We start from the raw sequence: 22,868 nt of genomic DNA on the forward strand, positions 1-22,868 counted from the left end.
GCGCCTTTCTCGGCGCCGCCCGGGCCCGTCGCTGGGCCGCCTTCATGCGCACACACATCTCAGGCTTCGCCTCCAACATCTCGCTGGGACTCATGCTCGGACTGCTGCCTGCGTTCGCGGGCTTCTTCGGGCTCGGGCTGGATGTGCGCCATGTCACGCTGTCGGCCGGCCAGATTGCGGCCGCGGCAGCATCCATCGGGTTGCCGGCATTGCACCAGCCGGCCCTGTGGTGGGCGGTTGCGGCGATCCCGGTGATCGGCGCGCTCAATGTGAGCGTGAGTTTCTACTTCGCTTTCCGGCTGGCGCTGCGCGCGCACAGCGTGAGCCTCGGTGACCGCGCCCGCATCCGCAGCGCGATCTGGGCCCGCTGGCGCAGCCGGCCGGTGAGCTTCTTCCTGCCTACATGAACCTGACCGCACTCCTCGCCGAACTCCAGGGCTTCTGGGCCGAATGGGCGCGCCCCTCGGCCGGCCTGCCCACCGTGCTCTGGGCCCTGCTGGTGGCCGCCGCCGCGGCCTCCGGCCACCTGGTGCAGCGCTACCTGGGGATGCCCAAGGTCATCGGCTATTCGGTGGTGGGCGCGGTGGTGGGCTTTGCCGGCTTCGAGGGCGCGATCTGGCCGCTGCGCGGCATCAGCCTCTTCTTGTTGGAGCTGGGCGCGGCCGTGGTGCTGTTCGAGGCGGGCGGGCGGCTGCCGCTGCGCTGGTTCCGCCACAACCCGATGGTGCTGGTGCAGAGCCTGCTGGAGGCGGGGCTGACCTACTTCGGCGTGTACTGGATATTGATTCTTCTGGGCCTGCCCGAGCCGGTGGCCAACCCCATCGCGCTGATGGCGATCGTCGCCTCGCCCGCCGTGCTCAGCCGCGTGATCATGGACACCCGCGCCGCCGGCCCGGTGACCGAACGCGCCATGACGCTGGCCACGCTCAACACCTTCTACGCGCTCACGCTGGGCTACGCGCAGGCCGGCCTGATCGAGCGCGCGCCGCAGTCGCTGATGCTCAAGCTCTACCCGGTGGCGGTGGTGCTCGGCATGTCGTTCGTGGTCGGCGCGATCATGGCGCTGGCGCTGCGCTCGGCGCTGCGCGTGATGAGCCCGAACAGCGAGAACACCTCGATCCTGCTGCTGGCGATCATCGCGGCGGGCGCGGCGCTCACGGCCCACATCGGCGGCTCGGCGCCGCTGGCGGCGCTCATCGGCGGCGTGCTGCTCAAGACGCTCAACCCCAAGCCCTGGGCCTGGCAGCGCCAGCTCGGCACCGCCTCGTCGCTGCTGACCATGCTGATGTTCGTGCTGGTGTCGATGGTGGCGGCGCAGGCCGACTGGACCCTGCCCGTGGCCAGCGTGGTGCTGGCCGTGATCGGCGTGCGCCTGGTCACCAAGATCTCGGGCGTGGCCATTGCCAACCCGGGCAGCGGCGCCAGCTGGAAGCAGGCCTTCTGGGTCGGCTGCGCGATGACGCCGCTGTCGTCGATCGCCCTGCTGATCGCCTCCAATTTCGCCTCGGCCTCGCCGCTTCTGGGCACCATGATCACGCAGGTCGCCCTGCCCTCGATTTTGCTGATGGAAGTGATGGGCGCCGTGCTCGCCACCGTGGCGATCCACGCCGTGGGCGAGAGTTCGGTCCCCTGGACGCCACAGGCCTTCAGCACCACGGAAGACACGCAGCGATGAGCAGCAACAGCAACCCCACCTCCGTCCTCCCGATCGATCCGGACAGCGACGACGTGCGCTCCGCGCCGTTGCCCGCCGATCCGGCCAGCCGCGCCGTCAAGCTCGAGCCCTTCAACAAGTCGGAGGCGCTGTCGCTGGGCGTGGAGCTCGAGCTGCAGCTGGTCAACACGCACGACTACGACCTCGCGCCGTATGCCGAAGACATGCTGCGCCTGATGGCCCAGACGCCGCTGCCCGGCAGCGTGGTGCCCGAGATGACCTCGAGCATGATCGAGATCTCGACCGACATCTGCCATTCGGCGCAGGACGTGATCACGCAGCTGTCGCCGATCCGCGAGGCGCTGATCAAGAACGCCGACAAGCTCAACATCGCGGTGGTCGGCGGCGGCACGCATGCCTTCCAGCAGTGGCACGAACGGCGCATCTACGACAAGCCGCGCTTTCGCGAGCTGTCGGAGCTGTACGGCTACCTGAGCAAGCAGTTCACCATCTTCGGCCAGCACGTGCACATCGGCTGCCCCGACGCCGACTCGGCGCTGCTCATGCTGCACCGCATGTCGCGCTACATCCCGCACTTCATTGCGCTGTCGGCCTCGTCGCCTTTCGTGCAGGGGCAGGACACGCAGTTCGACTCGGCGCGACTCAATTCCGTGTTCGCGTTCCCGCTCTCGGGCCGCGCGCCCTTCACCACGAGCTGGAAGGAATTCGAGGCCTACTTCGAGCGCATGACCCGCACCGGCGTCGTGCGCAGCATGAAGGACTTCTACTGGGACATCCGTCCCAAGCCCGAGTTCGGCACCATCGAGATCCGCGTGTTCGACACGCCGCTCACCATCGAGCGCGCCGCCGCGCTGGCGGGCTACGTGCAGTCGCTGGCCGCGTGGTTCCTGCAGGAGCAGCCCTTCGAGCCGAGCGAGGACGACTACCTCGTCTACACCTACAACCGCTTCCAGGCCTGCCGCTTCGGCCTGGACGCGGTGTACGTCGACCCGGCCAGCGGCCAGCACATGCCGCTGCGCGACCACATCCTGATGACCATGACCCAGCTCGAATGGCACAGCGAGGCGCTCAACGCCACGCAGGCACTGGGCGAGCTGCGCACCAGCGTCGAGGCCAACCGCAACGACGCGCGCTGGCTGCGCGAGAAGCAGGGCAAGGAACGGTTGCTGGCGGAAGTGGTGCGCCAGGCCTCGCTGCGCTTTCGCGGCGCGGCCTGACGTTGTTCAGGCGGCCACGGCCTCCTGCGAGAACTGCCGGCGGTACACCGTCGGCGACACCTTGAACGCCGTGGCGAAGTGCTTGCGCAGCAGCACCGCCGAGCCGAAGCCCGCATCGGCCGCCACGCGCTCCACGGAACGGTCGGTCGTCTCGAGCAGCCGCTGCGCCAGCGCCAGGCGCTGGTTCTGCAGCCACTGGCCGACCGTCGTTCCCGTCGATTCGCGAAAACGCCGCGTGAAGGTGCGCCGGCTCATGAGCGCGCGCTTGGCCAAGTCATCGAGTTCGTGCGGCACCTGCAGATGCCGCCCCAGCCATTCGAGCAACGGCGTGAGCCGGTCGCGCTCGGCCGCCGCCGGCACGGGCTGCTGGATGTACTGCGCCTGGCCGCCCTGCCGGTGCGGCGCGACGACCATCCGCCGCGCGGCCCGGTTGGCGGTGTCGGCGCCGTAGCGCACACGCAGCAGGTGCAGGCAGCAGTCGATGCCGGCGGCCGTGCCCGCCGAGGTGAGCACATCACCGTCGTCCACGTACAGCACCTCGGGCTGCAGCACGACCTGCGGGTACTGTTTGGCGAACGCCGCGGCCAGGTGCCAGTGCGTGGTGGCGGGCCGCCCGTCGAGCAGGCCCGCCTCGGCCAGCACGAAGGCGCCCAGGCACAGCCCGACCACGGTGGCGCCGCGCCGGTGCGCCGCCTGCAGCGCGCGGATGAGCGCGGGCGGCGCGGGCCGGCCATCGTCGCGCCACGACGGCACCACCACGATCTGCGCGCGGCGGATCGCCTCCAGCCCGTGTGGCACCACGAGCGTGAAGCCCGCGTTGGTGGCCAGCGGCCCGGGCTCGGGCGCACAGACCTGCACGCGAAAGCGCGGCGCGCCGGTGTCGGTGCGGTCTTCGCCGAACACCATGCAGGGCACGGAGAGGTGGAAGGGGCTGATGCCGTCGAAGGCCACGACGGCAATGGTTTCAACGGCAGATGAGCGCATGGCCCGATCTTATCGATGAATGGCTTTCGGGCCACTTTCGCAAAACCCGCGGTGCGCGAAGAATCGAGCCATTCCAGACACACACAACCACCGAAGGAGATCCCCATGAGCCAGTCCGCACCGCGCCGCGCCCTCGTCGTCATCGACGTGCAGAACGAATACTTCGAAGGCGGCGGCCTGCCGATCGAGTACCCTCCGGTCGAGAGTTCGCTGCCGAAGATCGCGCAGGCCATGGACGCGGCCCGCGCGGCCGGCGTGCCGGTGGTGGTGGTGCAGCACCACGCGCCGAAGGGCGCGCCGGTCTTCCAGGCCGACAACTTCCACGGCCAGCTGCACCCCGAGATTGCGAAGCGCCCGCGCGACCACCTGGTCACCAAGGCCTTCCCGAGCGTCTTCACCGGCACCGACTTCGCCGACTGGCTCGCGCGCCACGAGATCGACACGCTGAGCGTGACCGGCTACATGACGCAGAACTGCGACGCTTCCACCGTGTTCGAAGCCATGCACCGCGGGCTGAACGTGGAATTCCTGTCGGACGCCACCGGCGCACTGCCTTATGAGAACGCGGCCGGCCGCGTGAGCGCCGAAGAGATCCACCGCGTCTTCAGCGTCGTGTTCCACAGCAACTTCGCGGCCGTGGCGACGACCGACGTGTGGGTCGCTGCACTGAAGAGCGGTACCGCGATCGAGAAGGACAACGTGGTCATGTCCAACCGCCGCGCGCGCGGCGTCTGACCCTCACCGGAACTCAGGTCAGGCCAGGCTCAACGGCTGCAGCAGCGGCTTCCAGCGCTCCACGGCGATCTTCTTGAAGCCGCGGCCGTTGGGGTGCAGCTCGTTGGCCCAGTCGGTCGGGCCCAGCGTGCCCCGGCTGTCCACCACGTGCAGGTGCTGCGGGTCGCCCGCGGCGATGTTCTGCAGCATGCCGTGGAAGCCGTCGATGAGGTGGTCAACGCAGGGCTTGAACAACTCCGGTGCTACGCCCGCGTCGACCAGCGCCGGGCGCAGCCAGCCTTCGCGCCCGAACAGCGCCTTGCCGGTGGGCGGCGCGTAGTCGTAGCTATGCATGACGATGTGGCAATCGACGCTGGTGCGGGTGTAGATGAGGCCGATGAGCGCGCGGTACTGCTCGTCCATGTCGACGAGGAACTGGTCGAAGCCGCCCTTGCCGTTGCGAAAGCACTGCGCGGCCTGCGTCTCGCCCGTGCAATCGGACTTGAGCAGCGGGCGCAGGTCGTTGAAGCCCGCGAAGTCGTTGCCGCCGCCGCTGATGAACACCGCCGACAGCGTCGGCCCGTACAGGCGCAGCGACTCGCGCACGGCGTTGCGGTACTTGCCTTCGACGTAGTCCTGGGCTTCCGCGCCGTTCATGCCCTTGGCCAGGATCACGTGGCCGCGCGCGCCGACCACGTCGCCCAGGAAGTTCAGCAGGCTGCCGCCCGGCAGCGGGTACCAGAACCACGAATCGCCGAAGGCGAGGATGGTCGCGGTGCCGTGCGGGCCCATCTGCATCTTGGTCTCGTCCCAGTAGACAGCCATGGCGAACTCCTCGTGTAGAGGGCGCCATGGTTCTCGCAACCGCCGCGCGGCGCCATCCCCCGTTCGCAGTAGAACCTGCTGCTCAGTCCCGCAGCGACTGCACCAGCAGCACCAGCTCCGCCTGCCGGTGGCAGTCGGTCTTGCGCATCACGTTGCGCAGGTGGCTGCGTGCCGTGTGTTCGGAGCAGTGCTGCGCGGCGGCGAAGTCCTTCACGGTCTTGCCGCTCGCCAGGAGCAGCGCAAGCCGTGCCTCGGTCGGACTCAGTCCGAGCAGGCTTTCCAGCTGCCGCGGCTCCACGGGCGCCGCCTCGGCCGGATGGGCGAAGACCACGAGCGCGCGGTGGCGCTGGCGCAGCACGGCCAGCGGGTGCGAGGGTTTGAGCGGCAGCACCGTGATGCGGACCACGCTGCCGGCCACGGGCAGGTGCAGCACGCCGGCCCGCGCGCCGCCGGCCGGGGCGCAGGCCTCGCGCACCCGCTGCTCGAAGGCCGACTGCAGCGCGGACGACGCGAGCCGCAATCGCCCCTGCGCGCTGTCGAACAGGCCGCCGCGGCCTGCGCACGCCGCCGCGCGCGCGTTCAGGTGGTCGATGCGGCAGGCCTCGTCGAGCACAGCGATGCCCTGCGGCAGCGCGTCGAGCGCCGACAGCCCGGTGGCCGCATGCTCGCCCAGCTGCATCATGCGGGCGCGCAGTTCGCTGGCGCGCACCAGGTGCGGCGACAGGCGCCGGCAGAAGGCCTCGCTCTCGGGACCGTAGGGCGCCTCGGCCCGGGGGCGGATGAAGCCGAGCACTTCGCGCGTGTCGTCGTCGGCGCGCAGCCCCATGGCCAGCGTATGGCGCAGGCCGAGCGGCGCCAGCCAGTCGACGTAGATCGCGCTGCGCGACAGCGTGCGCGCGCCGAAGTAGGCGTGGTCGGTCACCGGCGTGCCCAGCGGGGCGTTCACCGGCATCTGCATGCGGATGTCGTCGCGCGCCAGGTGCTGCTCGTACTCGCGCACCTTGTCGGGCGGGCTCTCCAGGTTGGCGAGCCCCGCGCCCACCACCGAGCAGTCGGCGCGGCGCACCGTGAGCGTGTGAAAGCAGGCGGCGCCGAGCACCTCGCGCATGGCATCGAGCGCGTCGTACCAGTCGCCGGGACAGGTGATCCCGTCGTACAGCAAGGCAACGATCCGGTCGGTGTCGGCCTCGGCGGACACGCCTCCCTGCACGATGGCTGTCATGGCGGCCTCCTCCTGTTTGGACTTTCGGTGTATCCGCTTGCATGACGGTATTACAAAATGCTTCCAGTGTCAGCCCCCCTTTCCCGTGGGCGCCGCGGCGGGCGGCCCCGCGCCAGGTCGTTATGCTCTCGCACCCATGGGTGAATTCGACCTGATCACACGCTATTTCAAGCGTCCCGCCACGCGCTCGCCGCTGGGCGTGGGCGACGACTGCGCCTTGCTCGCGCCGGCCGCGGGCATGCAGCTCGCCGTGTCCTCCGACATGCTGGTGGAGGGGCGGCACTTTCTCTCGACCGTGGAGCCGGCCCGGCTGGGCCACAAGGCGCTGGCCGTGAACCTCAGCGACCTGGCCGCCTGCGGCGCGAAGCCACTGGCCTTCACGCTCGCGCTGGCATTGCCCGCCGTGGACGAGCCCTGGCTCGAAGGTTTTTCGCGCGGCCTGTTCGCGCTGGCCGACGCCCACGGCTGCGAGCTGGTGGGCGGCGACACCACGCGCGGCCCGCTCAATATCTGCATCACCGTGTTCGGCGAAGTGCCGGCCGGCGCCGCGCTGCTGCGCTCGGGCGCGCGCGCGGGCGACGACCTGTGGGTGAGCGGCTCGCTCGGCGATGCACGGCTGGCGCTCGAGGTGTTCCGCGGCACACTGAGCCTGCCCGCCGAGGCCTTCGCGCAAGCGCGCGCACGCATGGAACAGCCCACGCCACGCGTGGCGCTGGGCCAGGCGCTGCGCGGCATCGCCACCTCGGCAGTGGACGTGAGCGACGGCCTGATCGGCGACCTGGGCCACATCCTCGCGGCCAGCGGCGTGGGCGCCACGCTCGATGCCGATGCCACCACCGCGCTGATCGCGGTCGACACGGCCGGCCTGCCCACCGAGGCGCTGCGCACCTGCGCACTCTCGGGCGGCGACGACTACGAGCTGGTGTTCACTGCGCCGGCCTCGGCGCGTGCGGCAGTGGAGCAGGCCGGGCAAGCCAGCGCCACGCGCGTGACACGCATCGGCCGCATCGAAGCGGACGCGGGGCTTCGCATCGTCGATGCGGCCGGCGCGCCGGTGTCACAGCGCTTCGGCTCGTTCGACCACTTCGTCTAGGGCCTCTGTTCAAGAGCCGCGCAGCATCGCGCGCATCTTGTCCTGCGCGGTATTGATGGCGGCCGACTGGCGGCCCAGCTGCTGCACCATCTTGTCGAGCTCGGCTCTCACCGCGGGGTCGGTCACGGTGAGCGAAGCGCCGGAGACCTGGAGCTTCGACTTGTTCTTCTCCATGAAATCGCCGATGGCCAGCGCACTGTCGAACACGGCATCGAGCGCGGGGAACACCTCCTTGAACGTGGCGGCGGGCGTCGTCACCGTCTTCTCGTAGGCCTTGCCATAGACCTGCTTCAGGTCGTCGGGCTGCTTGAGTTGCGCGCGCGCCGCGTCGGCCTTGGCCAGCTGCTGGTCGAGCGCGCTGCGCAAGCCGCCCAGGCCCTCCTTGGCGGCCTTGAGATCGTCACGGCGCGCCGGCAGGTCGGCCAGCGAGCGCAGCGCGCCCTTGGCCATGACCTGCGTCATCGGCTGGCTCACCGACTTGTTCATGCCTTCGTTGAAATCGGTGATCACCGCGTAGTGCTGCGCGTAGTCGCCGAACGAGGCTTTTTCTTCGGCGGTGGGCGTGGGCACGCGCAAGCCGGGCTTGTCGAGCACGCGGGTCTGCAGATAAGTGATGAAGGCGGTGCGCTGTTCGGCCTCCTTGTTGCCGCAGGCGACGAGCAGCATCGACAGCATCAGGCCGAATGCAAGGCACAGCCATGCGGAAGAGAAACGGGATCGGGTTGTTGTTGTCATGGGCACCTGCTTTCACACGAAAAAAAGAAGGCAGAAGGATAGTCCTCCCGCCCGTGAGCATTCACGGCTACTGCAGGCTCTGCTTCAACGCCTCGATGAACGCCCGCGCCGCCGCCGACAGCGAATGGCCGCGCTTGGTGACGATCGAAATGTCGCGCGCCACGCGTGGCGCGCTGAGCACCTTCACCACGAGCACCGGGTTCTTCTCGGCACGCGCAAACGCCGACGGCATGATCGACGCGCCCATGCCGGCCGCCGTCATCCACAGCGCGGTGGACAGGAACGACACCTCGTTCACCACGTCGAGCGTCACGCCGGCCTCTGCCGCCGTGCCGTCGATCAGCGGGCGCACGCCGTAGCCGGGACGCACGGTGATGACCGGGTGGCGCCCCAGGTCCGACCAGCGCACCACGCGCGCCTTGGCCAGCGGATGGTCGGTGCGGCACACCACGGCGAGGTGGTCGCGCAGGAGGCGCTGCACCTCGACCTCGGGGCCGGGGCGCTCGGGCGTGCCGATGCCGAAGTCGACGTGCTCGCCGAGGATGCGCGACAGGAACTGGTCGGGCGCGCAGTCGTTCACCAGCAGGCGAACTTTCGGGTGCTGTTCGCCGAAGACGCGCAGCGCATCGGGCAATAAAAACCCTGCCAGCGTGGGCGTGATGGCGAGCGTCACGCGGCCGCGTTCCAGCGTGGCGAGTTCGCGGAAATCGGCCGACAGCGAATCGACGTCGCGCAGCACGCGCTCGACGGTGGAAATCATCTGCTCGGCTGCTGCCGTGGGCTTGAGCGAGCGCGTGGTGCGGTCGAACAGGCGCGTGCCCAGGCCCTCTTCGAGCTGGCGGATCAGCATGCTCACGGCCGACTGCGTGACGAACAGCCGCGTGGCCGCGGCGCCGAGCTTGCGCAGCTGGTAGACCGCGAGAAAGGCACGCAGCTGGCGCATCGTAGGACTGAAGTTCGTATTCATCAGAAAAATTGAAAAATCATTCGGAATTTCTTGATTTACGAATGAATCCTGCCATCGTTCAATCCCCAATCAAAGCACCAGATTCAAGGAGAGGCCCGAATGACAGCACCCATCGCCCGCGGCATGCGCGCGTTTCGTGAGCGACGCAGGCGATTGCTGTGGACTGCAGCGGGTGCGCTTCTGGCCAGCACCGCCTTTGCGCAAGCCCCCGCCGGCGATGCCTTCCCCACCAAGCCGATCCGCATGGTCGTGACCTTCCCGCCCGGCGGCAGCGCCGACGGCGTGGTGCGCATGCTGGTGCCGCGCCTGAACGAGAAGCTGGGCCAGCAGGTGGTGGTCGACAACCGCCCCGGCGCGGGCGGCAACGTGGGGCTCACGCTGGTGGCCAAGGCGCCGGGCGACGGCTACACGCTGGGCGTGGGCGCGGCGGGCGCGCTGGCGGCCAACGTGAGCCTGTACCCGCAGATGCCTTTCGATCCGCAGAAAGACCTCAAGCCCGTGGGCATGCTGGCGGCCATTCCCTTCGTGCTGGTCGGCCATCCCTCGGTGGCCGCGAAGACGCAGCGTGAACTCATCGCGCTGGCCAAGGCGAAGCCGGGCACGCTGTCGATCGGCCACGGCGGCAACGGCACGGCCATGCACCTGTCGGCGGCGCTGTTCAACCAGATGGCGGGCACGCGGCTGGTCGAGGTGCCCTACCGCGGCTCGGGCCCGGCGGCGCTCGACGTGCTCGGAGGGCAGATCCCGCTCGCGGTGGTCGACCTGCCGTCGTCGCTGCAGCAGATCCGCGCCGGCAAGCTGATCGCCTTTGCCGTGACCAGCCCGCAGCGCCTGCCGATGCTGCCCGAGGTGCCGACGGTGGCCGAGGCCGGCCTGCCGGGCTACGACTCGACCGGCTGGTTCGGCGTGGTCGCACCGGCCGGCACGCCGGCGCCGGTGGTGGCGCGGCTCAATGCCGAACTCAACGCCGCACTCGGCGACGAGCAGGTGAAGACCGCGATGCGCGCGCTCGGCGTGGAGCCCTCGCCGGGCTCGGTCGAGGCCTTCGACAGCTACATCCGCGCCGAGACGAAGAAGTGGGCCCAGGTGATCCAGGACGCCCACATCAAGCTCGACTGAACGACAGACAAGCCCACAGAGAGACATGACGACGACCGCCGACACCTCGATGCAAGCCGACGTGCTGATCGTCGGCGCCGGCCCCGTGGGCCTCACGCTGGCGATGGACCTGGCCTCGCGCGGCGTGACCGTGATCCTGTGCGAGACGCGCCGCTTTGCCGAGCCGCCGAACGTGAAATGCAACCACGTCGCCTCGCGCACCATGGAGCAGTTCCGCCGCCTGGGCGTGGCGCAGCAGCTGCGCGATGCGGGGCTGCCGGCCGACCATCCGAACGACGTGGTGTTCCGCACCTCGGTGACGGGCACCGAGCTCACGCGCATTCCGATTCCGTGCCGGCGCGACCGCTACACCGAGACCGAGGGCCCCGATGCGTGGTGGCCCACGCCGGAGCCGCCGCACCGCATCAACCAGATCTACCTCGAGCCGATTCTGCTGAAGCACACGGCCGCGCTGCCGGGCGTGACGCTGCTCAACCGCACGCAGTTCGAGCGCTTCACGCAAGACGCCGGCGGCGTGAGCGCCACCGTCACCGACATGGACAGCGGCGCCACGCGCAGCATCCGCTGCCGCTACATGGTCGGCTGCGACGGTGGCAGCTCGCCGGTGCGCAAGCAGATCGGCGCCAAGCTCGAAGGCACGGCCGTCATCCAGCGCGTGCAGTCGACCTTCATTCGTGCGCCGCAGCTGCGCGAGCTGATTCCGGGCAAGCCCGCGTGGTCGTACTACGCGATGAACCCGCGCCGCTGCGGCACGATGTTCGCCATCGACGGCCACGAGACCTGGCTGGTGCACAACCACCTGAACGCCGAAGAGCCCGAGTTCGATTCGGTCGATCGCGACACCTCGATCCGCGACATCCTGGGCGTGGGGCCCGACTTCCCCTACGACATCATCAGCAAGGAAGACTGGATCGGCCGGCGCCTCGTGGCCACGCGCTTCCGCGAGGGCCGCGTGTTCCTCGCGGGCGACGCCGCGCACCTGTGGGTGCCCTACGCGGGCTACGGCATGAACGCCGGCATTGCCGACGCGCTCAACCTCTCGTGGCTGCTGGGCGCCTGCGTGCAGGGCTGGGCCGACGAGGCCATCCTCGATGCCTACGAGGCCGAGCGGTTGCCGATCACCGAGCAGGTGTCGCAATTCGCGATGGACCATGCGCAGAAGATGATTCGTGCCCGCCGCGCCGTGCCGCCCGACATCGAGGCACCCGGCCCCGCAGGCGATGCACAGCGCGCCGAAATCGGCCGCGAGGCCTATGCCCTCAACGTGCAGCAGTTCTGCTGCGGCGGGCTCAACTTCGGCTACTTCTACACCGGCTCGCCGATCATCGTGCCCGACGGCGAGCACCGCGCACCGCCGTACTCGATGGGCGAGTTCACGCCCTCCACCGTGCCCGGCTGCCGCGCACCGCACTTCTGGCTGGCCGACGGTCGCTCGCTGTACGACGCCTTCGGCCCGGGCTACACGCTGCTGCGCTTCGACCGCAGCGTGGACGTGCGCCCGCTGGAGCGCGCCGCCGCCGCGTACCGCATGCCGCTCACGGTGCTCGACATCGAGACCGCGAGCCTGCCCAAGGCCTACGCGCACCGCCTCGTGATGTGCCGCGCCGACCAGCACATCGCGTGGCGCGGCGCGCACCTGCCGGCGGATGTGTATGACCTGGTGGCCACCTTGCGCGGCGAATCGCGGCGCGAACGTGGACGCCGTCGCGCGCTGGCCTGGGAAGGCGTGCTGGCTTAACGCTGGCGCCGCGCGACCGCGCGCGCCGCCAGCCAGGCGGCGACTGCGGGGGCCAGCGCGAAGACCGTGAACAACCAGATCGCGGCGGAGCGCGCACCATCGACACCGCCCGGCACTGTGAGCCCCGCCGCATTCGCCACCAGCCCCGCCACGGCCGCGCCGACCGCCATGCCGTAGAGCTGCACGGTGGTGATCGATGCGGACGCCAATCCTTCTTCACCGCGCGGCGCGAGTGCCATCACGCGCGTCAGCAGATGCGGCCAGCCGATGCCCACACCGAAGCCCACGGCCGCCAGCGCAAGGGCCACGAGCGTGGTCTCGACAGGGGCGCCGAGCGCCCCCGGCGTCGGCAGCAGCCACGCGAGCGCCAGCAGGCCTGCCGTGCAGACCACCGGCCCGGCGCGCAGCATGCGGTCGGCGCCCACACCGTTGCGGCCCGACGAGAGCAGCGAGCCGATGCTCCAGCCGCCCGCCATCGCCGCCGTGAGGTAGCCCGCCATGAGCGGCGTGTGGCCGTGCAGCAGCTGCAAAAAGTAGGGCACGAAGATCTCGGTGGTGGTGCCGATGAGCAGCAGCGCCACGCTCGCGTAGATGGCGCCCAGCGGCGTGCCGAGGGCATAGGCGCCAGTCGGCAACAGGCGCACGGCGCCGGCGCGGCGGTCGATGCGGGTGGCGGCGAAACCGATCGCCAGGCCCAGCGCCACGCCCACGGCCTGCCCCACGAGGCCGGGCCAGAAGCCGCTGACCGCGATCACCAGCACCGACAGCGCCAGCAGCGCGATCTGCGGCGCCGGCACGCGCGGCAGCTGTGCCGGCCGGTCATGCCGGATACCGGCCGCGGGCCGCAGCTGCACCGTCACCAAGAGGGCCTGCGCCGCCGCGACCGGCAGCAGCGCCCAGAAGGCCCAGCGCCAATGGCCGGCCTGCGCGAACAATCCGCCCACGGCCGGCCCGCACAGCGTGGCCACGCCCCACATGCCCGACACCAGCGCCACCGCGCGCGGCCACAGCCGGGGTTCGAACACGCGCTGGATCAGCCCGTAGCTCAGTGCCCCCAGCAAGCCGCCGCCCAGGCCCTGCACCGTGCGCCCCGCGAGCAGCCACGGCATGGCCGGCGCCAGCGCGCAGCCCACCGAGCCGGCCGTGAACACGGCCAGCGCCGTGAGGCAGGCGCCGCGCGGCCCGCGCGCGGCCAGCAGCCGCACCGACAGCGTGGCGCCGAGGATCGAGCCGACCACGAACAGGGTCGTGCTCCAGGCGTACCAGTCGAGCCCGCCGATCTCGCGCACCACCGAGGGCAGCACGGTGGTCACGATGTGGACGTTGACCGCGTGCAGCGCGACGCCGCCGGTCAGCGCCAGCGCGCGCCAGCCGTTGCGCCCGCTGAACAGCTCGCGCCAGGCGGCGGTGGGCGGCGGCACGCCAACGGCGGCGGCATCGAGGGAAGAGGAGGAGGACGACATGAGAACGAAGGGGAACACCAAAGGAGCCTGGATACTAGGCGGCGCCCCTCAATTAAACAAGCTATCTCTTTGATAAATAGAAACTTCGGCGCGCAGCCGTCGCACAGGATGCGCGACACTTCGAAACCGATGCACGCTGCTTCTTCTTCCTCTCCTTCTTCGATGGATTCCTCTCCCGCCACCGGCGCCCTGCCCCGTCCCCCGATGCGTCGCCCCACCCTGCACTTCCTGCTCTCGCACCCCGCGCACTTCATCGCGCTGGGCTTCGGCTCGGGGCTGTCGCCCTTCGCGCCCGGCACCGTGGGCACGCTGTGGGCCTGGGCCGCCTTCGTGGTGATGCAGCTGTGGTTCACGCCGGCGACCATCGGCTGGATCATCCTCGCCGGCCTGCCGATCGGCTGGTGGGCCTGCACGGTGGCCGCGCGGAACATGAACGTGTCCGACCCCGGCGCCATCGTGTGGGACGAAATCGTCGCCTTCTGGCTCGTGCTCTGGCTGGTGACGCCGGCCGGCCTGTGGGCGCAGGTCGTGGCCTTTGCGCTGTTCCGTTATTTCGACGCCGCCAAGCCCGGCCCGGTGGGCTGGGCCGATGCCGTCTTCAAGCCCCGCGACCCCGCGCGCGTGCAGTGGTGGCGCGCCGGCTTCGGCATTCTTCTGGACGACCTGGTGGCGGCCTTCTGCACGCTGCTGGTCATTGCGCTGTGGCGCGCATGGTGAACCCGATGGAACCTTCCACTTCCTCCGACACTTCCGCGCTGGCCGAACAGGATGTCCCCGCGCTCGTCGCGACGCTGGCCGAGCGGCTGCAGGCCCTGGGCTGGATGATGGCCACCGCCGAAAGCTGCACCGGCGGCCTGATCGCCGGCGCCTGCACCGACCTCGCGGGCTCCAGTGTGTGGTTCGAGCGCGGCTTCGTCACGTATTCGAACGCCGCCAAGACCGAGATGCTGGGCGTGGACGCCGCGCTGATCGACGCCCACGGCGCGGTCAGCGAGCCCGTGGCGCGCGCGATGGCCGAGGGCGCCATTGCCCGCGGCGCACCGGCGCGCGCGGCCGTTGCCGTGACCGGCGTGGCCGGTCCCACAGGCGGCTCACCCGACAAGCCTGTGGGCACCGTGTGGTTCGGCTGGTCGGTCGACGGGCAGGTGCGCACCGAGCGCCGCCGCTTCGACGGCGACCGGGCCACGGTGCGCGCGGCCACGGTGCACTACGCGCTGCAGACGCTGATCCAGCTGCTGCCGCGCTGATCGCCTTTCAAGCCTGCATGAAATCGCCGACCGGCCGACGCGGCGCCGGCGGCACTGGCGCTGTCGGAAAGCCCAGGCGGCACATCATCTGCACCGTCGGGCTGCGCGCATGGCGCGACGGCGCGGTGCCGATCAGCATGTCGTGCACCGCTGCGTAGTGCGGCGCCATCTCCGCAAACTCCTCGAGCGGCTGGCTCATGGGCTGCATGCCCAGGCCCAGGTCGGTGGCGCGCAGCTGCTGGCGCACGTACGCGCGGCCCGCGGCGATCTGCTCGCTGTGGCTGTTGCCGCCGGTGCTGATCCAGACGAAGCCCATCGCGGTGTGCGCCTGGTCCTCGAACATCTGCAGCGTCTGCCGGAACGACAGGCTGTCTTCGGCGGCCGGCGCCTCGCGGTCGAAACGCCCCAGCGCAACCGCCATGCGCAGCGCCGGGTCGTTGAGCGAGAAGCCGTCGCGGTGCGCCAGGATTTCCTGCGGGCCCACGCGCAGCATGCGCAGGTTTTCGCGCGCCGTGTGGGGCGTGACCAGCTCCACGCGCGCCGCCGCCGCGCACAGCTTGCGCAGCGGCAGCACGCGGGCCATGTCGACCGTGCCGGCCGATTGCACGCGCCCGCCCGAGGCCGACGCCACGGCCGCGGTGAGCCCCTGCAGCATGTCGGCCGACACCGCGCGGCCGGTGTCGAAGCGCTGCTTGGGCGTGCGCCGGCGCAGCACCTGCGCGAACAGCGGATCGGACGTGCCGCCGCGCGACAGTGTGAGGCGCGCCACCGGCAGGTGCGGCCACTGCCGCGGTTCGCCCATCAGCTCGCCCTGCGGCCACAGCTGCACGCGCACCTGCACGCCCTGCTGGGCCAGCGCCATCACCAGCAGCTCGATGAACGCGCCGTGGCCGATCATGAGCTGGCGGCCGAAGGGGTCGGTGGCGGGCTGCACGCGTTCGCGGTCGGTGTACAGCACGATGGCCTCGGGCTCGCGCAGGTCGACGAGCCAGGGCTGGCCGTTGTAGGCCGTGGGCGCGGTGACGGCATAGGCGACGGCACGCTTGCGCACATCGGGCTCGTCGCCGGGGCCGTTCCAGATCTCGAAGGCGGCGGCCGGCACGTCGGCGTGGAGCCACCAGGTGGCCAGGGCCGCCGCGCCCGCCGCCACCGCGAGGCCGCCTCCCAGCAGGCGCACGAAATCTCTGCGTTCTCTCATGGACTCGATGGGTTGAAAGCATCGGGCGCGTGACACACGGCCTGCCCGTGGCCGATTGCAGCACCGCCCTGCGCGGCGCCACGTGGCCCCCTGTCGTTTCCGACAGGGGTGGGTCGGTTCAGGGATCAGTTCAAGGGACGAGCAGGCCCAGCGCCAGCGCCCGCGCGCAGGTGGCGGTGCGGCCCTGCGTGTCGAGCTTGCGGGCAGCGCCCACGAGGTGGAAGTACACGGTGCGCTCGCTGATGTGCAGGATCTCGGAGATTTCCCAGGTCGACTTGCCCACGGCCACCCAGTGCAGCACCTCGCGCTGGCGCGCACTCAGCACCGGCACCTTCGCGTCGCCCTGCAGCCGGCGCACGGTCGAATGCAGGCAGGAGGCAAAGTAGTTCATCGGCGCCAACGTCGCACGCAGTTCACGCAGGTCGGCGGTCGCGTCGGTGGTCAGGGTCATGAAGGCCCAGTCGATGCCGGGCGTCCACAGCGGCACGGTCAGCCCCGCCTTGAGCCCGTGCTCGCCGGCGCTGCGCAACAAGCCGCGGGCGCGCTGCCCGATGTCGGCACGCGTGTGGCTCACCTGCCCGAGCCAGCTCCAGGCGGTGGCCGGCATGCCGGCGCGCACATGCTGCACGCGGGCGTCGGCCTGTTCGCCGGCACTGCTGCGCAGCGACTCGTAGCGACTGCGGGCCCAGTCGGCGGGCAGGTCGTGGAAGAACAGCAGCGCGTCCTGCGCGGGCGCGTCGGCGCGGGGCGCGGGCACCGGGCGCTTGAGCACGTAGGCGCCGTGGTTGAAGCCCATCGCCCGCATCGCGCGGCGGTTGACCTGCGCGACCTCCTCGAGCGTGCGGGCGGCCATGACAGCCTCGACGAACTGCCAGTCGTTGATCACCTCGGCCATGGATACGTCCCCTTGCGTTGCGTGCGGCGGGCGGAGCGACTGTGGTTCTATTTTCTTGGCCCGCCAGGGCGCCAGCCCTTCGCGGACCGGCATCGGGGCGCATGTTAATGCGGGACGCCCCGAATCACCCCTGCGCTTCCTTGCGCGCCGCATCCGCGCGATGATCCGATACCACCCACCCCGAGGCCCCATGACCGCAGCCACCCATGCCCCGACCATCGAGCGCTTCTACAGCGCGTTCTCGCAACTCGACGCCGCCACCATGGCCGCCTGCTACGCACCCGACGCGGTGTTCGACGACGAGGCCTTTTCGCTGCGCGGCCAGCGCGAGATCGGCGGCATGTGGCGCATGCTCTGCGACGCCACGAAGGCCAAGGGCGCCGACGTGTGGCGCCTGAGCTGGCGCGACGTGCAGGCCGACGGCCGCACGGGCAGCGCCCACTGGGACGCCCACTACCGCTTCAGCGCCACCGGCCGGCTGGTCGACAACAGCATCGACGCGCGCTTCACCTTCACGCCCGACGGCCTGATCGCCACGCACCGAGACCGCTTTCCGTTCTGGACCTGGTCGCGCCAGGCGCTGGGCACGCCGGGCCTGCTGCTGGGCTGGACGCCGATGCTGCGCAACAAGGTGCGCGCCACGGCGGCCGCCAACCTCGCTACTTTTCTTGCACGCCAACCCGCATGACCACTTCTTCGACCGCACTCACCTTCACCAACAACGAAGCGCAGCACCGCTACGAGGCTGCGCTCGACGGCAAGCTCGCGGCCTATGCCGAGTACAACCTGCTGACCGACGCGATCCTGTTCACGCACACCGAGGTGCTGCCCGAGCATGAAGGCAAGGGCGTGGGCTCGGGCATTGCGAGGCACGTGCTCGACGAGGCGCGCGCCAACGGGCGGCATGTGATTCCGGTGTGCCAGTTCATCGCGGGCTACATCCGCAAGCACCGCGAGTACGCCGACCTGGTCCGGCCGGACATTCAACGCGCCTTCAAGATCTGACGGCGTTCGCCTTCGGCGCGGGCAGCCACGCGAAGGCCGCAATGCCGATCACCAGCAGCGCGGCAATGACCGCCAGCACGGCGGTCAGCGGATCGCCGCCGTGCGCCGCGGCCACCGAGGCCGCCACGCCCGTGCCCCACTGCATGAACGCAACGCCGAGGAACATCGCCATGGTGAAGACGGCCATCGCGCGGCCCGTGAGCGCGGCCGGGTAGGCCACGCGCACGTCGGCGTACTGCCAGACGATGAAGCCCGAGAGCACGCCGATGAGCACCATGCCCGCGATATCGAGCCACGCGGAATGCACCACGGCGATGAGCGCGAACAGGCCGGCGTAGACAAGGCCGCAGGCCACGATCCAGCGGCGGCGCGCGGGGCCGTCGCGGTCGAAGCGGCCGAACAGCGGCGCGCCGAACAGCGAGATCACCGACACCCCGAGCGCGACGTTGCCGCTTTGCACCAGCGAGTAGCCGTGGCGTTCCATCATCAGCGGGCCGAGCCACAGCCCGCGCAGCGAAATGAAGGCCGCATACGTCACCGCGCCCAGCACCATGATGCCGAGCGTGTGCGGCATGGCGAACAGCGCGCCGAACTGGCGCACGGCGGCGGGAATCGACTCTTTCTGCTGCGGCATGGCCGACGCGGGTTCGTGCACCCAGCGCCAGATCGCGAGCCAGGCCAATGCAGACGCCAGGGCGAGCACCAGGAAGCCCGCGCGCCACGAGTACGCCTGCACCAGCCACGCGAGTGGCGTGCCGGTGGCCAGCATGCCCAGGCCGCCGATGGCCAGCACCATGCCCGACACGGTGGCGAAACGCGCTGCAGGAAAGTACCGCGCGATGAACACGGTGCACACCAGGAAGGCCGGTGCGCAGCCGATGCCGATGAGTGCCTGTCCGGCCACGAGCACGAGGTAGCTCGACGACATCGCCGACAGCAGCGCGCCTGCGATCGCCACGGGGAACGCCACGAGCACGGTGCGGCGCACGCCGTGCAGATCGATGCCGATGCCCATGAAGAGCTGCATCGCGCCGAACGCAAAGTGAAAAGCCCCCGAGAAGATGCCGAGGGCTTGGGCCGAAAGGTGAAAGTCCGCTTGAAGCGGGCTTGCCATGATCGCGCCGACGGTGCGGAAGGCTTGGCTCAGCGCGACCCCTGCGCAGAGCGCGAGGACCATGACCCAGGCCGCCTGCGACGTCAGGGGTTGCGCGGCAGAGCGCTGCGCCGGCGCGACGGCACTCATTGGACAACCTCCGTGCTTCGCACTGCGGTGCGAGCTTGCTTGGGGCGGCCCGGCGCGGCGCTCATGCCCCGTGGCACTTCTTGTATTTTTTTCCACTGCCGCAAGGGCACGGGTCGTTGCGGCCGGGTTCGGCTTCCTTGCGGATCGTCTCGACCTTCGGGCCCAGGCTCTTCCAGAGCTGGCGCAGGTCGTACACCGCCCAGATCGCGGCGCCGAAATCGTCCAGGCGCTGCTGGCTCACGCTCGGGGGGCCGTTCTCGTCGTACATCGACAGGGTGGGCTTGGCGGTGTCGTCCTCGGTCAGCGCGACGAGGTTGTCGAGCGCGTCGTCGAGCATCTGCGCGGCTTCCTTGTCGCGCGGAGCGGCCCAGTCTTCGGGCCAGTTTTCGACCGCGTACATGAAGCCAAGCGCCCAGACCTGGGCGAACGAGGGAATCTCTTCGCCGGCCATTTCCGCGCGTTCTTCCTCGGGCAGCGAGGCAATGGCGCCGCGCGTGTCGAGCACCTCGGGCTGCCAGCTGCGCTCGTCTTCGAGCGATTCGACCGGGGCGTCGAGGCCTTCCTCGATCTCGCGCCAGCGGCGCTTCCAGTTCCAGACGAACTCCATGTGCTGGGCGGGCACGAAGTTGTCGCCCAGCAGCACGGGCCAGTATTCGGTGGGGTCGATGGGGCGGCGCGTGCAGATCAGCGCGGCCATGAAGCCTTCGCAGAACTCCCACTGGGGAATTTCCTCGTCGTGCTCGCGCATGGCGTCGAGCGCGGTGTCGAGGGCGTCGAAGTCGTCGGGGCCCAGGGCTTTGGGGGCGGTGTCAGGGGTATCGGGGGTGTCTGGAGTGGTCGTCATGGCAAGCGTCATGGCAGGTTGGGAGCAGCCCTCTATGATGCAGCAGGCTCCTGCCGACATCTGATGACTATGCCCACGATTATTCCGTTTCCCGCACGCTACAGCGCGTTCGCCCTGTGTGTGCTCGGTCTGGTGGCCTGCCTGGCGATGGTTCTGGCCTCGCCGCACCTGTGGCTCGCCTGGGCTGGGGTGGCCGTTTTTGCGGTGCTCACGGGCACCGGCGTGCACGACCTGCGCCAGCCGCGCCACGCCATTCTGCGCAACTACCCGGTCATCGGGCACCTGCGCTTTCTGCTCGAATTCATCCGCCCCGAGATCCGCCAGTACTTCATCGAAAGCGACGCCGAGGCCGCGCCGTTCTCGCGCGCCCAGCGCTCGCTGGTGTACCAGCGCGCCAAGGGCGAGCCCGACAACCGGCCCTTCGGCACGCAGCTGAACGTGTCGGCCGCGGGCTACGAGTGGATCAACCACTCGATGCAGCCCACCAAGCTGGCGAACCATGATTTCCGCATCGTGATCGGCGGCACGCCGCAGTCGGCCGATGCGAACCTGGCGCAGGTCTGCACGCAGCCGTACAGCGCAAGCGTGTTCAACATCTCGGCCATGAGCTTCGGCGCCTTGTCGGCCAACGCCATCCTCGCGCTCAACCAGGGCGCCAAGATGGGCGGCTTTGCGCACGACACGGGCGAGGGCTCGATCTCGCAGCACCACCGCGTACACGGCGGCGACCTGATCTGGGAAATCGGCTCGGGCTACTTCGGCTGCCGCAACGACGACGGCACGTTCAACGCCGAGCGCTTCGCCGCCAACGCGCGCGACCCGCAGGTGAAGATGATCGAGATCAAGCTGAGCCAGGGCGCCAAGCCGGGGCACGGCGGCGTGCTGCCTGCGCCCAAGGTCACGGCCGAGATCGCGGCGGCGCGCGGCGTGCCGGTGGGCGTGGACTGCATCTCGCCCGCGTCGCACAGCGCGTTCTCCACGCCGACCGAGATGATGCATTTCATCGCGAAGCTGCGCGAGCTGTCGGGCGGCAAGCCGACCGGCTTCAAGTTCTGCCTGGGCCACCCGTGGGAATGGTTCGGCATCGTCAAGGCGATGCAGGCCACGGGCATCACGCCCGACTTCATCGTGGTCGACGGCGCCGAGGGCGGCACGGGCGCGGCACCGGTCGAGTTCAGCGACCACGTGGGCGCGCCGCTGCAGGAAGGCCTGCTGCTGGTGCACAACACGCTGATCGGCGTGAACCTGCGGCATCGCATCAAGATCGGCTGCGCCGCCAAGGTGATCACCGCCTTCGACGTGGCCCGCATGATGGCGCTGGGCGCCGACTGGTGCAACGCTGCGCGCGGTTTCATGATGGCGCTGGGCTGCATCCAGGCCCAGAGCTGCCACACCGGCCACTGCCCCACCGGCGTGACCACCCAGGACCCGGTGCGCCAGCAAGCGCTGGTGGTGCCGACCAAGGCCGACCGCGTGCGCAACTTTCACCGCAGCACGCTGCATGCGCTGCAGGAGCTGGTGCAGGCCGCGGGCCTGGACCATCCGCAGCAGATCACCGCGCACCACATCGTGCGCCGCATCTCCGACACCGAGGTGCGCCTGTTGAGCAACCTGGTGATGCAGGTGCAGCCCGGCGCGCTGCTCGGGCCGCTCGACAACCAGCACACCGTGTTCCGCACCTACTGGCCGCTGGCCAGTGCACAGAGTTTCCAGCCCCTGACGCAGGGCCCGCACGGGCTGCTGGCGCCGGGCTTCGCCATGGCCGCATGAATCCACTGAGACGAGGAGGCGCCGCGACGCGCCTGTACAGCCAACGGGGCGCCGCATCGGCGCCCGCGCCGCTCGACGACGCCCCGGGCTCGGCCCCATCGGCGCCCGGCGACTACGCCGAGTTCCTGCGCGTCACGCTGCCCAAGCAGGCCAAGAACGTGGCCAGCCACCGTTTCGGCAGCGAGCGCGTCTGGCTCAAGAAGGCCGGCCCGCGCCACGGCAAATGGGGCTATCGCGTGATGGCGCTGGCCGCGCGGCTCGCCGGGCTCGACGTGATCAAGCCCGTGCCCAACCCGGGCGGCGAAGCCGCCATCGCCACCGAGGCCCGCCGCCTGAAGCAACTGGCCGCCGCCGGTTTGCGCGTGCCCGTGGTGCTGGCGCAGCAGGCCGATGGCCTGTTGATTTCCGACCTCGGCGCCAGCGGCCGTGCCACCGTGGTGCTGCAGGAGCGCATCGACCAGGCCGCCGCCGCCGGCCCGGCCGCCCTGCTCGCCGTGTGGCGCGAGGGCCTGGCCGCCATCGCCGCCGTGCACCTGTGCGGCCAGCACCTGAGCCAGGCCTTCGACCGCAACCTCGTGCAGTGCCCCGACGGCGTGATCGGCTACATCGATTTCGAGGACGACCCCTCCGAGGTCATGACCCTGGCCGAATGCCAGGCCCGCGACTGGCTGAGCTACCTGCACTCCACGGCCATGATGCTCGAGGCCGCCGCGCCGCAGGCGGCAGGCCAGCACTGGCATGCCGCGCTGAACGGCGTGAACGAGGAAGTGCGCGAGCGCATCGCAAACGCGGCGCGGCGCATGAAATGGGCGCAGAAGCTGCCGGCCAGCCGGCGGTGGGGGCGGGATACGCAGCGCGTGCGGGCCGTCGCACGGTTGCTGGGCCAGTGGTACGAGGTGAACAAGGCCTGAGAC

The 22,868-nt window shown here is 70.1% G+C and carries 22 protein-coding genes and 1 pseudogene; 13 read left to right on the plus strand and 10 right to left on the minus strand.

All coding sequences use genetic code 11. The features are described 5' to 3' along the window. From AAG801_RS17835 to AAG801_RS17845, 3 genes and pseudogenes are all read left to right on the plus strand, one after another. Nucleotides 1-407, plus strand: a pseudogene (locus tag AAG801_RS17835) (recombinase); the annotation flags it as partial. Further along, nucleotides 404-1,675 (plus strand): cation:proton antiporter, encoded by a 1,272-nt coding sequence (locus tag AAG801_RS17840; RefSeq protein WP_062480997.1) that lies wholly within the window; start codon nt 404-406, stop codon nt 1,673-1,675. The pseudogene AAG801_RS17835 and the gene AAG801_RS17840, both read left to right, overlap by 4 nt. Beyond that, entirely contained in the window at nt 1,672-2,892 is a 1,221-nt protein-coding gene (locus AAG801_RS17845; protein ID WP_062480995.1) for a YbdK family carboxylate-amine ligase, read from the plus strand. Before AAG801_RS17840 ends, AAG801_RS17845 begins: the two co-directional genes overlap by 4 nt. A gap of 6 nt (nt 2,893-2,898) precedes the next feature. Here AAG801_RS17845 and AAG801_RS17850 read toward each other — a convergent pair whose 3' ends face one another. Further along, nucleotides 2,899-3,876: a helix-turn-helix domain-containing protein gene (locus AAG801_RS17850; RefSeq protein WP_070063759.1), complete on the minus strand. Its 978-nt coding sequence runs from the start codon at nt 3,874-3,876 to the stop codon at nt 2,899-2,901. A gap of 105 nt (nt 3,877-3,981) precedes the next feature. Here AAG801_RS17850 and AAG801_RS17855 point away from each other — a divergent pair, with 105 nt between their 5' ends. Beyond that, the gene (locus tag AAG801_RS17855; RefSeq protein WP_070063758.1) at nt 3,982-4,611 is read left to right on the plus strand and encodes an isochorismatase family protein; all 630 of its coding nucleotides are present in this window, start codon (nt 3,982-3,984) and stop codon (nt 4,609-4,611) included. Between the two features lie 18 nt (nt 4,612-4,629). On the opposite strand, the gene AAG801_RS17860 is transcribed toward AAG801_RS17855, so the two are convergent. Both AAG801_RS17860 and AAG801_RS17865 read right to left on the minus strand, forming a co-directional pair. Continuing rightward, nucleotides 4,630-5,415: an SGNH/GDSL hydrolase family protein gene (locus AAG801_RS17860; RefSeq protein WP_341889549.1), complete on the minus strand. Its 786-nt coding sequence runs from the start codon at nt 5,413-5,415 to the stop codon at nt 4,630-4,632. Nucleotides 5,416-5,497: 82 nt separating this feature from the next. Then, nucleotides 5,498-6,637 carry a helix-turn-helix transcriptional regulator gene (locus tag AAG801_RS17865; protein ID WP_341889550.1) on the minus strand — a complete coding sequence of 380 codons (1,140 nt, stop codon included), beginning with the start codon at nt 6,635-6,637 and terminating at the stop codon, nt 5,498-5,500. Nucleotides 6,638-6,773: 136 nt separating this feature from the next. Between AAG801_RS17865 and thiL the strand changes: the two genes are divergently transcribed. Next, nucleotides 6,774-7,730, plus strand: a complete 957-nt coding sequence (thiL, locus tag AAG801_RS17870; RefSeq protein ID WP_341889551.1) for a thiamine-phosphate kinase — start codon at nt 6,774-6,776, stop codon at nt 7,728-7,730. Between the two features lie 9 nt (nt 7,731-7,739). Here thiL and AAG801_RS17875 read toward each other — a convergent pair whose 3' ends face one another. Together AAG801_RS17875 and AAG801_RS17880 are read right to left on the minus strand one after the other, a co-directional pair. Beyond that, nucleotides 7,740-8,465, minus strand: a complete 726-nt coding sequence (locus tag AAG801_RS17875) for a DUF3053 domain-containing protein (RefSeq protein WP_341889552.1) — start codon at nt 8,463-8,465, stop codon at nt 7,740-7,742. A gap of 67 nt (nt 8,466-8,532) precedes the next feature. Then, nucleotides 8,533-9,432, minus strand: coding sequence for a LysR family transcriptional regulator (locus AAG801_RS17880; RefSeq protein ID WP_341889553.1), 900 nt, complete (start codon nt 9,430-9,432; stop codon nt 8,533-8,535). A 99-nt stretch (nt 9,433-9,531) separates the two neighbouring features. Between AAG801_RS17880 and AAG801_RS17885 the strand changes: the two genes are divergently transcribed. Further along, entirely contained in the window at nt 9,532-10,551 is a 1,020-nt protein-coding gene (locus tag AAG801_RS17885) for a tripartite tricarboxylate transporter substrate binding protein (protein WP_341889554.1), read from the plus strand. 25 nt (nt 10,552-10,576) lie between these two features. Continuing rightward, complete coding sequence (locus tag AAG801_RS17890) at nt 10,577-12,289, plus strand: FAD-dependent oxidoreductase (RefSeq protein WP_341889555.1); 1,713 nt, start codon at nt 10,577-10,579, stop codon at nt 12,287-12,289. Here AAG801_RS17890 and AAG801_RS17895 read toward each other — a convergent pair. Beyond that, a complete protein-coding gene (locus AAG801_RS17895) occupies nt 12,286-13,752 on the minus strand; it encodes an MFS transporter (protein WP_341889556.1) in 1,467 nt (488 codons plus the stop codon). The genes AAG801_RS17890 and AAG801_RS17895 overlap by 4 nt on opposite strands. A 204-nt stretch (nt 13,753-13,956) precedes the next feature. Here AAG801_RS17895 and AAG801_RS17900 point away from each other — a divergent pair, with 204 nt between their 5' ends. Together AAG801_RS17900 and AAG801_RS17905 are read left to right on the plus strand one after the other, a co-directional pair. After that, on the plus strand, nt 13,957-14,469 hold the full coding sequence (locus tag AAG801_RS17900) for a phosphatidylglycerophosphatase A (protein WP_101488374.1): 513 nt from the start codon (nt 13,957-13,959) through the stop codon (nt 14,467-14,469). 5 nt (nt 14,470-14,474) lie between these two features. Continuing rightward, nucleotides 14,475-14,999: a CinA family protein gene (locus tag AAG801_RS17905; protein WP_341889557.1), complete on the plus strand. Its 525-nt coding sequence runs from the start codon at nt 14,475-14,477 to the stop codon at nt 14,997-14,999. A 7-nt stretch (nt 15,000-15,006) separates the two neighbouring features. Here AAG801_RS17905 and AAG801_RS17910 read toward each other — a convergent pair whose 3' ends face one another. Together AAG801_RS17910 and AAG801_RS17915 are read right to left on the minus strand one after the other, a co-directional pair. After that, nucleotides 15,007-16,197, minus strand: coding sequence for a twin-arginine translocation pathway signal protein (locus tag AAG801_RS17910; RefSeq protein ID WP_341889558.1), 1,191 nt, complete (start codon nt 16,195-16,197; stop codon nt 15,007-15,009). A gap of 130 nt (nt 16,198-16,327) precedes the next feature. Continuing rightward, nucleotides 16,328-17,092: a LuxR C-terminal-related transcriptional regulator gene (locus tag AAG801_RS17915; protein ID WP_341889559.1), complete on the minus strand. Its 765-nt coding sequence runs from the start codon at nt 17,090-17,092 to the stop codon at nt 16,328-16,330. Nucleotides 17,093-17,282: 190 nt separating this feature from the next. On the opposite strand from AAG801_RS17915, the gene AAG801_RS17920 reads away from it, so the two are divergent. Together AAG801_RS17920 and AAG801_RS17925 are read left to right on the plus strand one after the other, a co-directional pair. Then, nucleotides 17,283-17,780: a nuclear transport factor 2 family protein gene (locus tag AAG801_RS17920; protein WP_341889560.1), complete on the plus strand. Its 498-nt coding sequence runs from the start codon at nt 17,283-17,285 to the stop codon at nt 17,778-17,780. Continuing rightward, on the plus strand, nt 17,777-18,097 hold the full coding sequence (locus tag AAG801_RS17925; protein WP_192194684.1) for a GNAT family N-acetyltransferase: 321 nt from the start codon (nt 17,777-17,779) through the stop codon (nt 18,095-18,097). Before AAG801_RS17920 ends, AAG801_RS17925 begins: the two co-directional genes overlap by 4 nt. Here the strand turns inward: AAG801_RS17925 and AAG801_RS17930 are convergent. Beyond that, entirely contained in the window at nt 18,087-19,274 is a 1,188-nt protein-coding gene (locus AAG801_RS17930) for an MFS transporter (RefSeq protein ID WP_341889575.1), read from the minus strand. The genes AAG801_RS17925 and AAG801_RS17930 overlap by 11 nt on opposite strands. Nucleotides 19,275-19,401: 127 nt before the next feature. Beyond that, nucleotides 19,402-20,184, minus strand: a complete 783-nt coding sequence (locus AAG801_RS17935; protein ID WP_341889561.1) for a UPF0149 family protein — start codon at nt 20,182-20,184, stop codon at nt 19,402-19,404. Between the two features lie 69 nt (nt 20,185-20,253). Between AAG801_RS17935 and AAG801_RS17940 the strand changes: the two genes are divergently transcribed. Together AAG801_RS17940 and AAG801_RS17945 are read left to right on the plus strand one after the other, a co-directional pair. Continuing rightward, on the plus strand, nt 20,254-21,954 hold the full coding sequence (locus AAG801_RS17940) for an FMN-binding glutamate synthase family protein (RefSeq protein WP_341889562.1): 1,701 nt from the start codon (nt 20,254-20,256) through the stop codon (nt 21,952-21,954). Further along, nucleotides 21,951-22,865, plus strand: a complete 915-nt coding sequence (locus AAG801_RS17945) for a hypothetical protein (protein ID WP_341889563.1) — start codon at nt 21,951-21,953, stop codon at nt 22,863-22,865. The genes AAG801_RS17940 and AAG801_RS17945 overlap by 4 nt, the downstream gene beginning before the upstream one ends. Nucleotides 22,866-22,868: the final 3 nt, after the last annotated feature.

It is taken from the genome of Variovorax sp. YR752, from assembly GCF_943372545.1.

What these genes read in the sequence shown, in the direction of transcription:
- AAG801_RS17840 (WP_062480997.1), top strand. Translation starts at nt 404, where the DNA reads ATGAACCTGACCGCACTCCTCGCCGAACTCCAGGGCTTCTGGGCCGAA.
- AAG801_RS17845 (WP_062480995.1), top strand. Translation starts at nt 1,672, where the DNA reads ATGAGCAGCAACAGCAACCCCACCTCCGTCCTCCCGATCGATCCGGAC.
- AAG801_RS17850 (WP_070063759.1), bottom strand. Translation starts at nt 3,876, where the DNA reads ATGCGCTCATCTGCCGTTGAAACCATTGCCGTCGTGGCCTTCGACGGC.
- AAG801_RS17855 (WP_070063758.1), top strand. Translation starts at nt 3,982, where the DNA reads ATGAGCCAGTCCGCACCGCGCCGCGCCCTCGTCGTCATCGACGTGCAG.
- AAG801_RS17860 (WP_341889549.1), bottom strand. Translation starts at nt 5,415, where the DNA reads ATGGCTGTCTACTGGGACGAGACCAAGATGCAGATGGGCCCGCACGGC.
- AAG801_RS17865 (WP_341889550.1), bottom strand. Translation starts at nt 6,637, where the DNA reads ATGACAGCCATCGTGCAGGGAGGCGTGTCCGCCGAGGCCGACACCGAC.
- thiL (WP_341889551.1), top strand. Translation starts at nt 6,774, where the DNA reads ATGGGTGAATTCGACCTGATCACACGCTATTTCAAGCGTCCCGCCACG.
- AAG801_RS17875 (WP_341889552.1), bottom strand. Translation starts at nt 8,465, where the DNA reads ATGACAACAACAACCCGATCCCGTTTCTCTTCCGCATGGCTGTGCCTT.
- AAG801_RS17880 (WP_341889553.1), bottom strand. Translation starts at nt 9,432, where the DNA reads ATGAATACGAACTTCAGTCCTACGATGCGCCAGCTGCGTGCCTTTCTC.
- AAG801_RS17885 (WP_341889554.1), top strand. Translation starts at nt 9,532, where the DNA reads ATGACAGCACCCATCGCCCGCGGCATGCGCGCGTTTCGTGAGCGACGC.
- AAG801_RS17890 (WP_341889555.1), top strand. Translation starts at nt 10,577, where the DNA reads ATGACGACGACCGCCGACACCTCGATGCAAGCCGACGTGCTGATCGTC.
- AAG801_RS17895 (WP_341889556.1), bottom strand. Translation starts at nt 13,752, where the DNA reads ATGTCGTCCTCCTCCTCTTCCCTCGATGCCGCCGCCGTTGGCGTGCCG.
- AAG801_RS17900 (WP_101488374.1), top strand. Translation starts at nt 13,957, where the DNA reads ATGCGTCGCCCCACCCTGCACTTCCTGCTCTCGCACCCCGCGCACTTC.
- AAG801_RS17905 (WP_341889557.1), top strand. Translation starts at nt 14,475, where the DNA reads ATGGAACCTTCCACTTCCTCCGACACTTCCGCGCTGGCCGAACAGGAT.
- AAG801_RS17910 (WP_341889558.1), bottom strand. Translation starts at nt 16,197, where the DNA reads ATGAGAGAACGCAGAGATTTCGTGCGCCTGCTGGGAGGCGGCCTCGCG.
- AAG801_RS17915 (WP_341889559.1), bottom strand. Translation starts at nt 17,092, where the DNA reads ATGGCCGAGGTGATCAACGACTGGCAGTTCGTCGAGGCTGTCATGGCC.
- AAG801_RS17920 (WP_341889560.1), top strand. Translation starts at nt 17,283, where the DNA reads ATGACCGCAGCCACCCATGCCCCGACCATCGAGCGCTTCTACAGCGCG.
- AAG801_RS17925 (WP_192194684.1), top strand. Translation starts at nt 17,777, where the DNA reads ATGACCACTTCTTCGACCGCACTCACCTTCACCAACAACGAAGCGCAG.
- AAG801_RS17930 (WP_341889575.1), bottom strand. Translation starts at nt 19,274, where the DNA reads ATGGTCCTCGCGCTCTGCGCAGGGGTCGCGCTGAGCCAAGCCTTCCGC.
- AAG801_RS17935 (WP_341889561.1), bottom strand. Translation starts at nt 20,184, where the DNA reads ATGACGACCACTCCAGACACCCCCGATACCCCTGACACCGCCCCCAAA.
- AAG801_RS17940 (WP_341889562.1), top strand. Translation starts at nt 20,254, where the DNA reads ATGCCCACGATTATTCCGTTTCCCGCACGCTACAGCGCGTTCGCCCTG.
- AAG801_RS17945 (WP_341889563.1), top strand. Translation starts at nt 21,951, where the DNA reads ATGAATCCACTGAGACGAGGAGGCGCCGCGACGCGCCTGTACAGCCAA.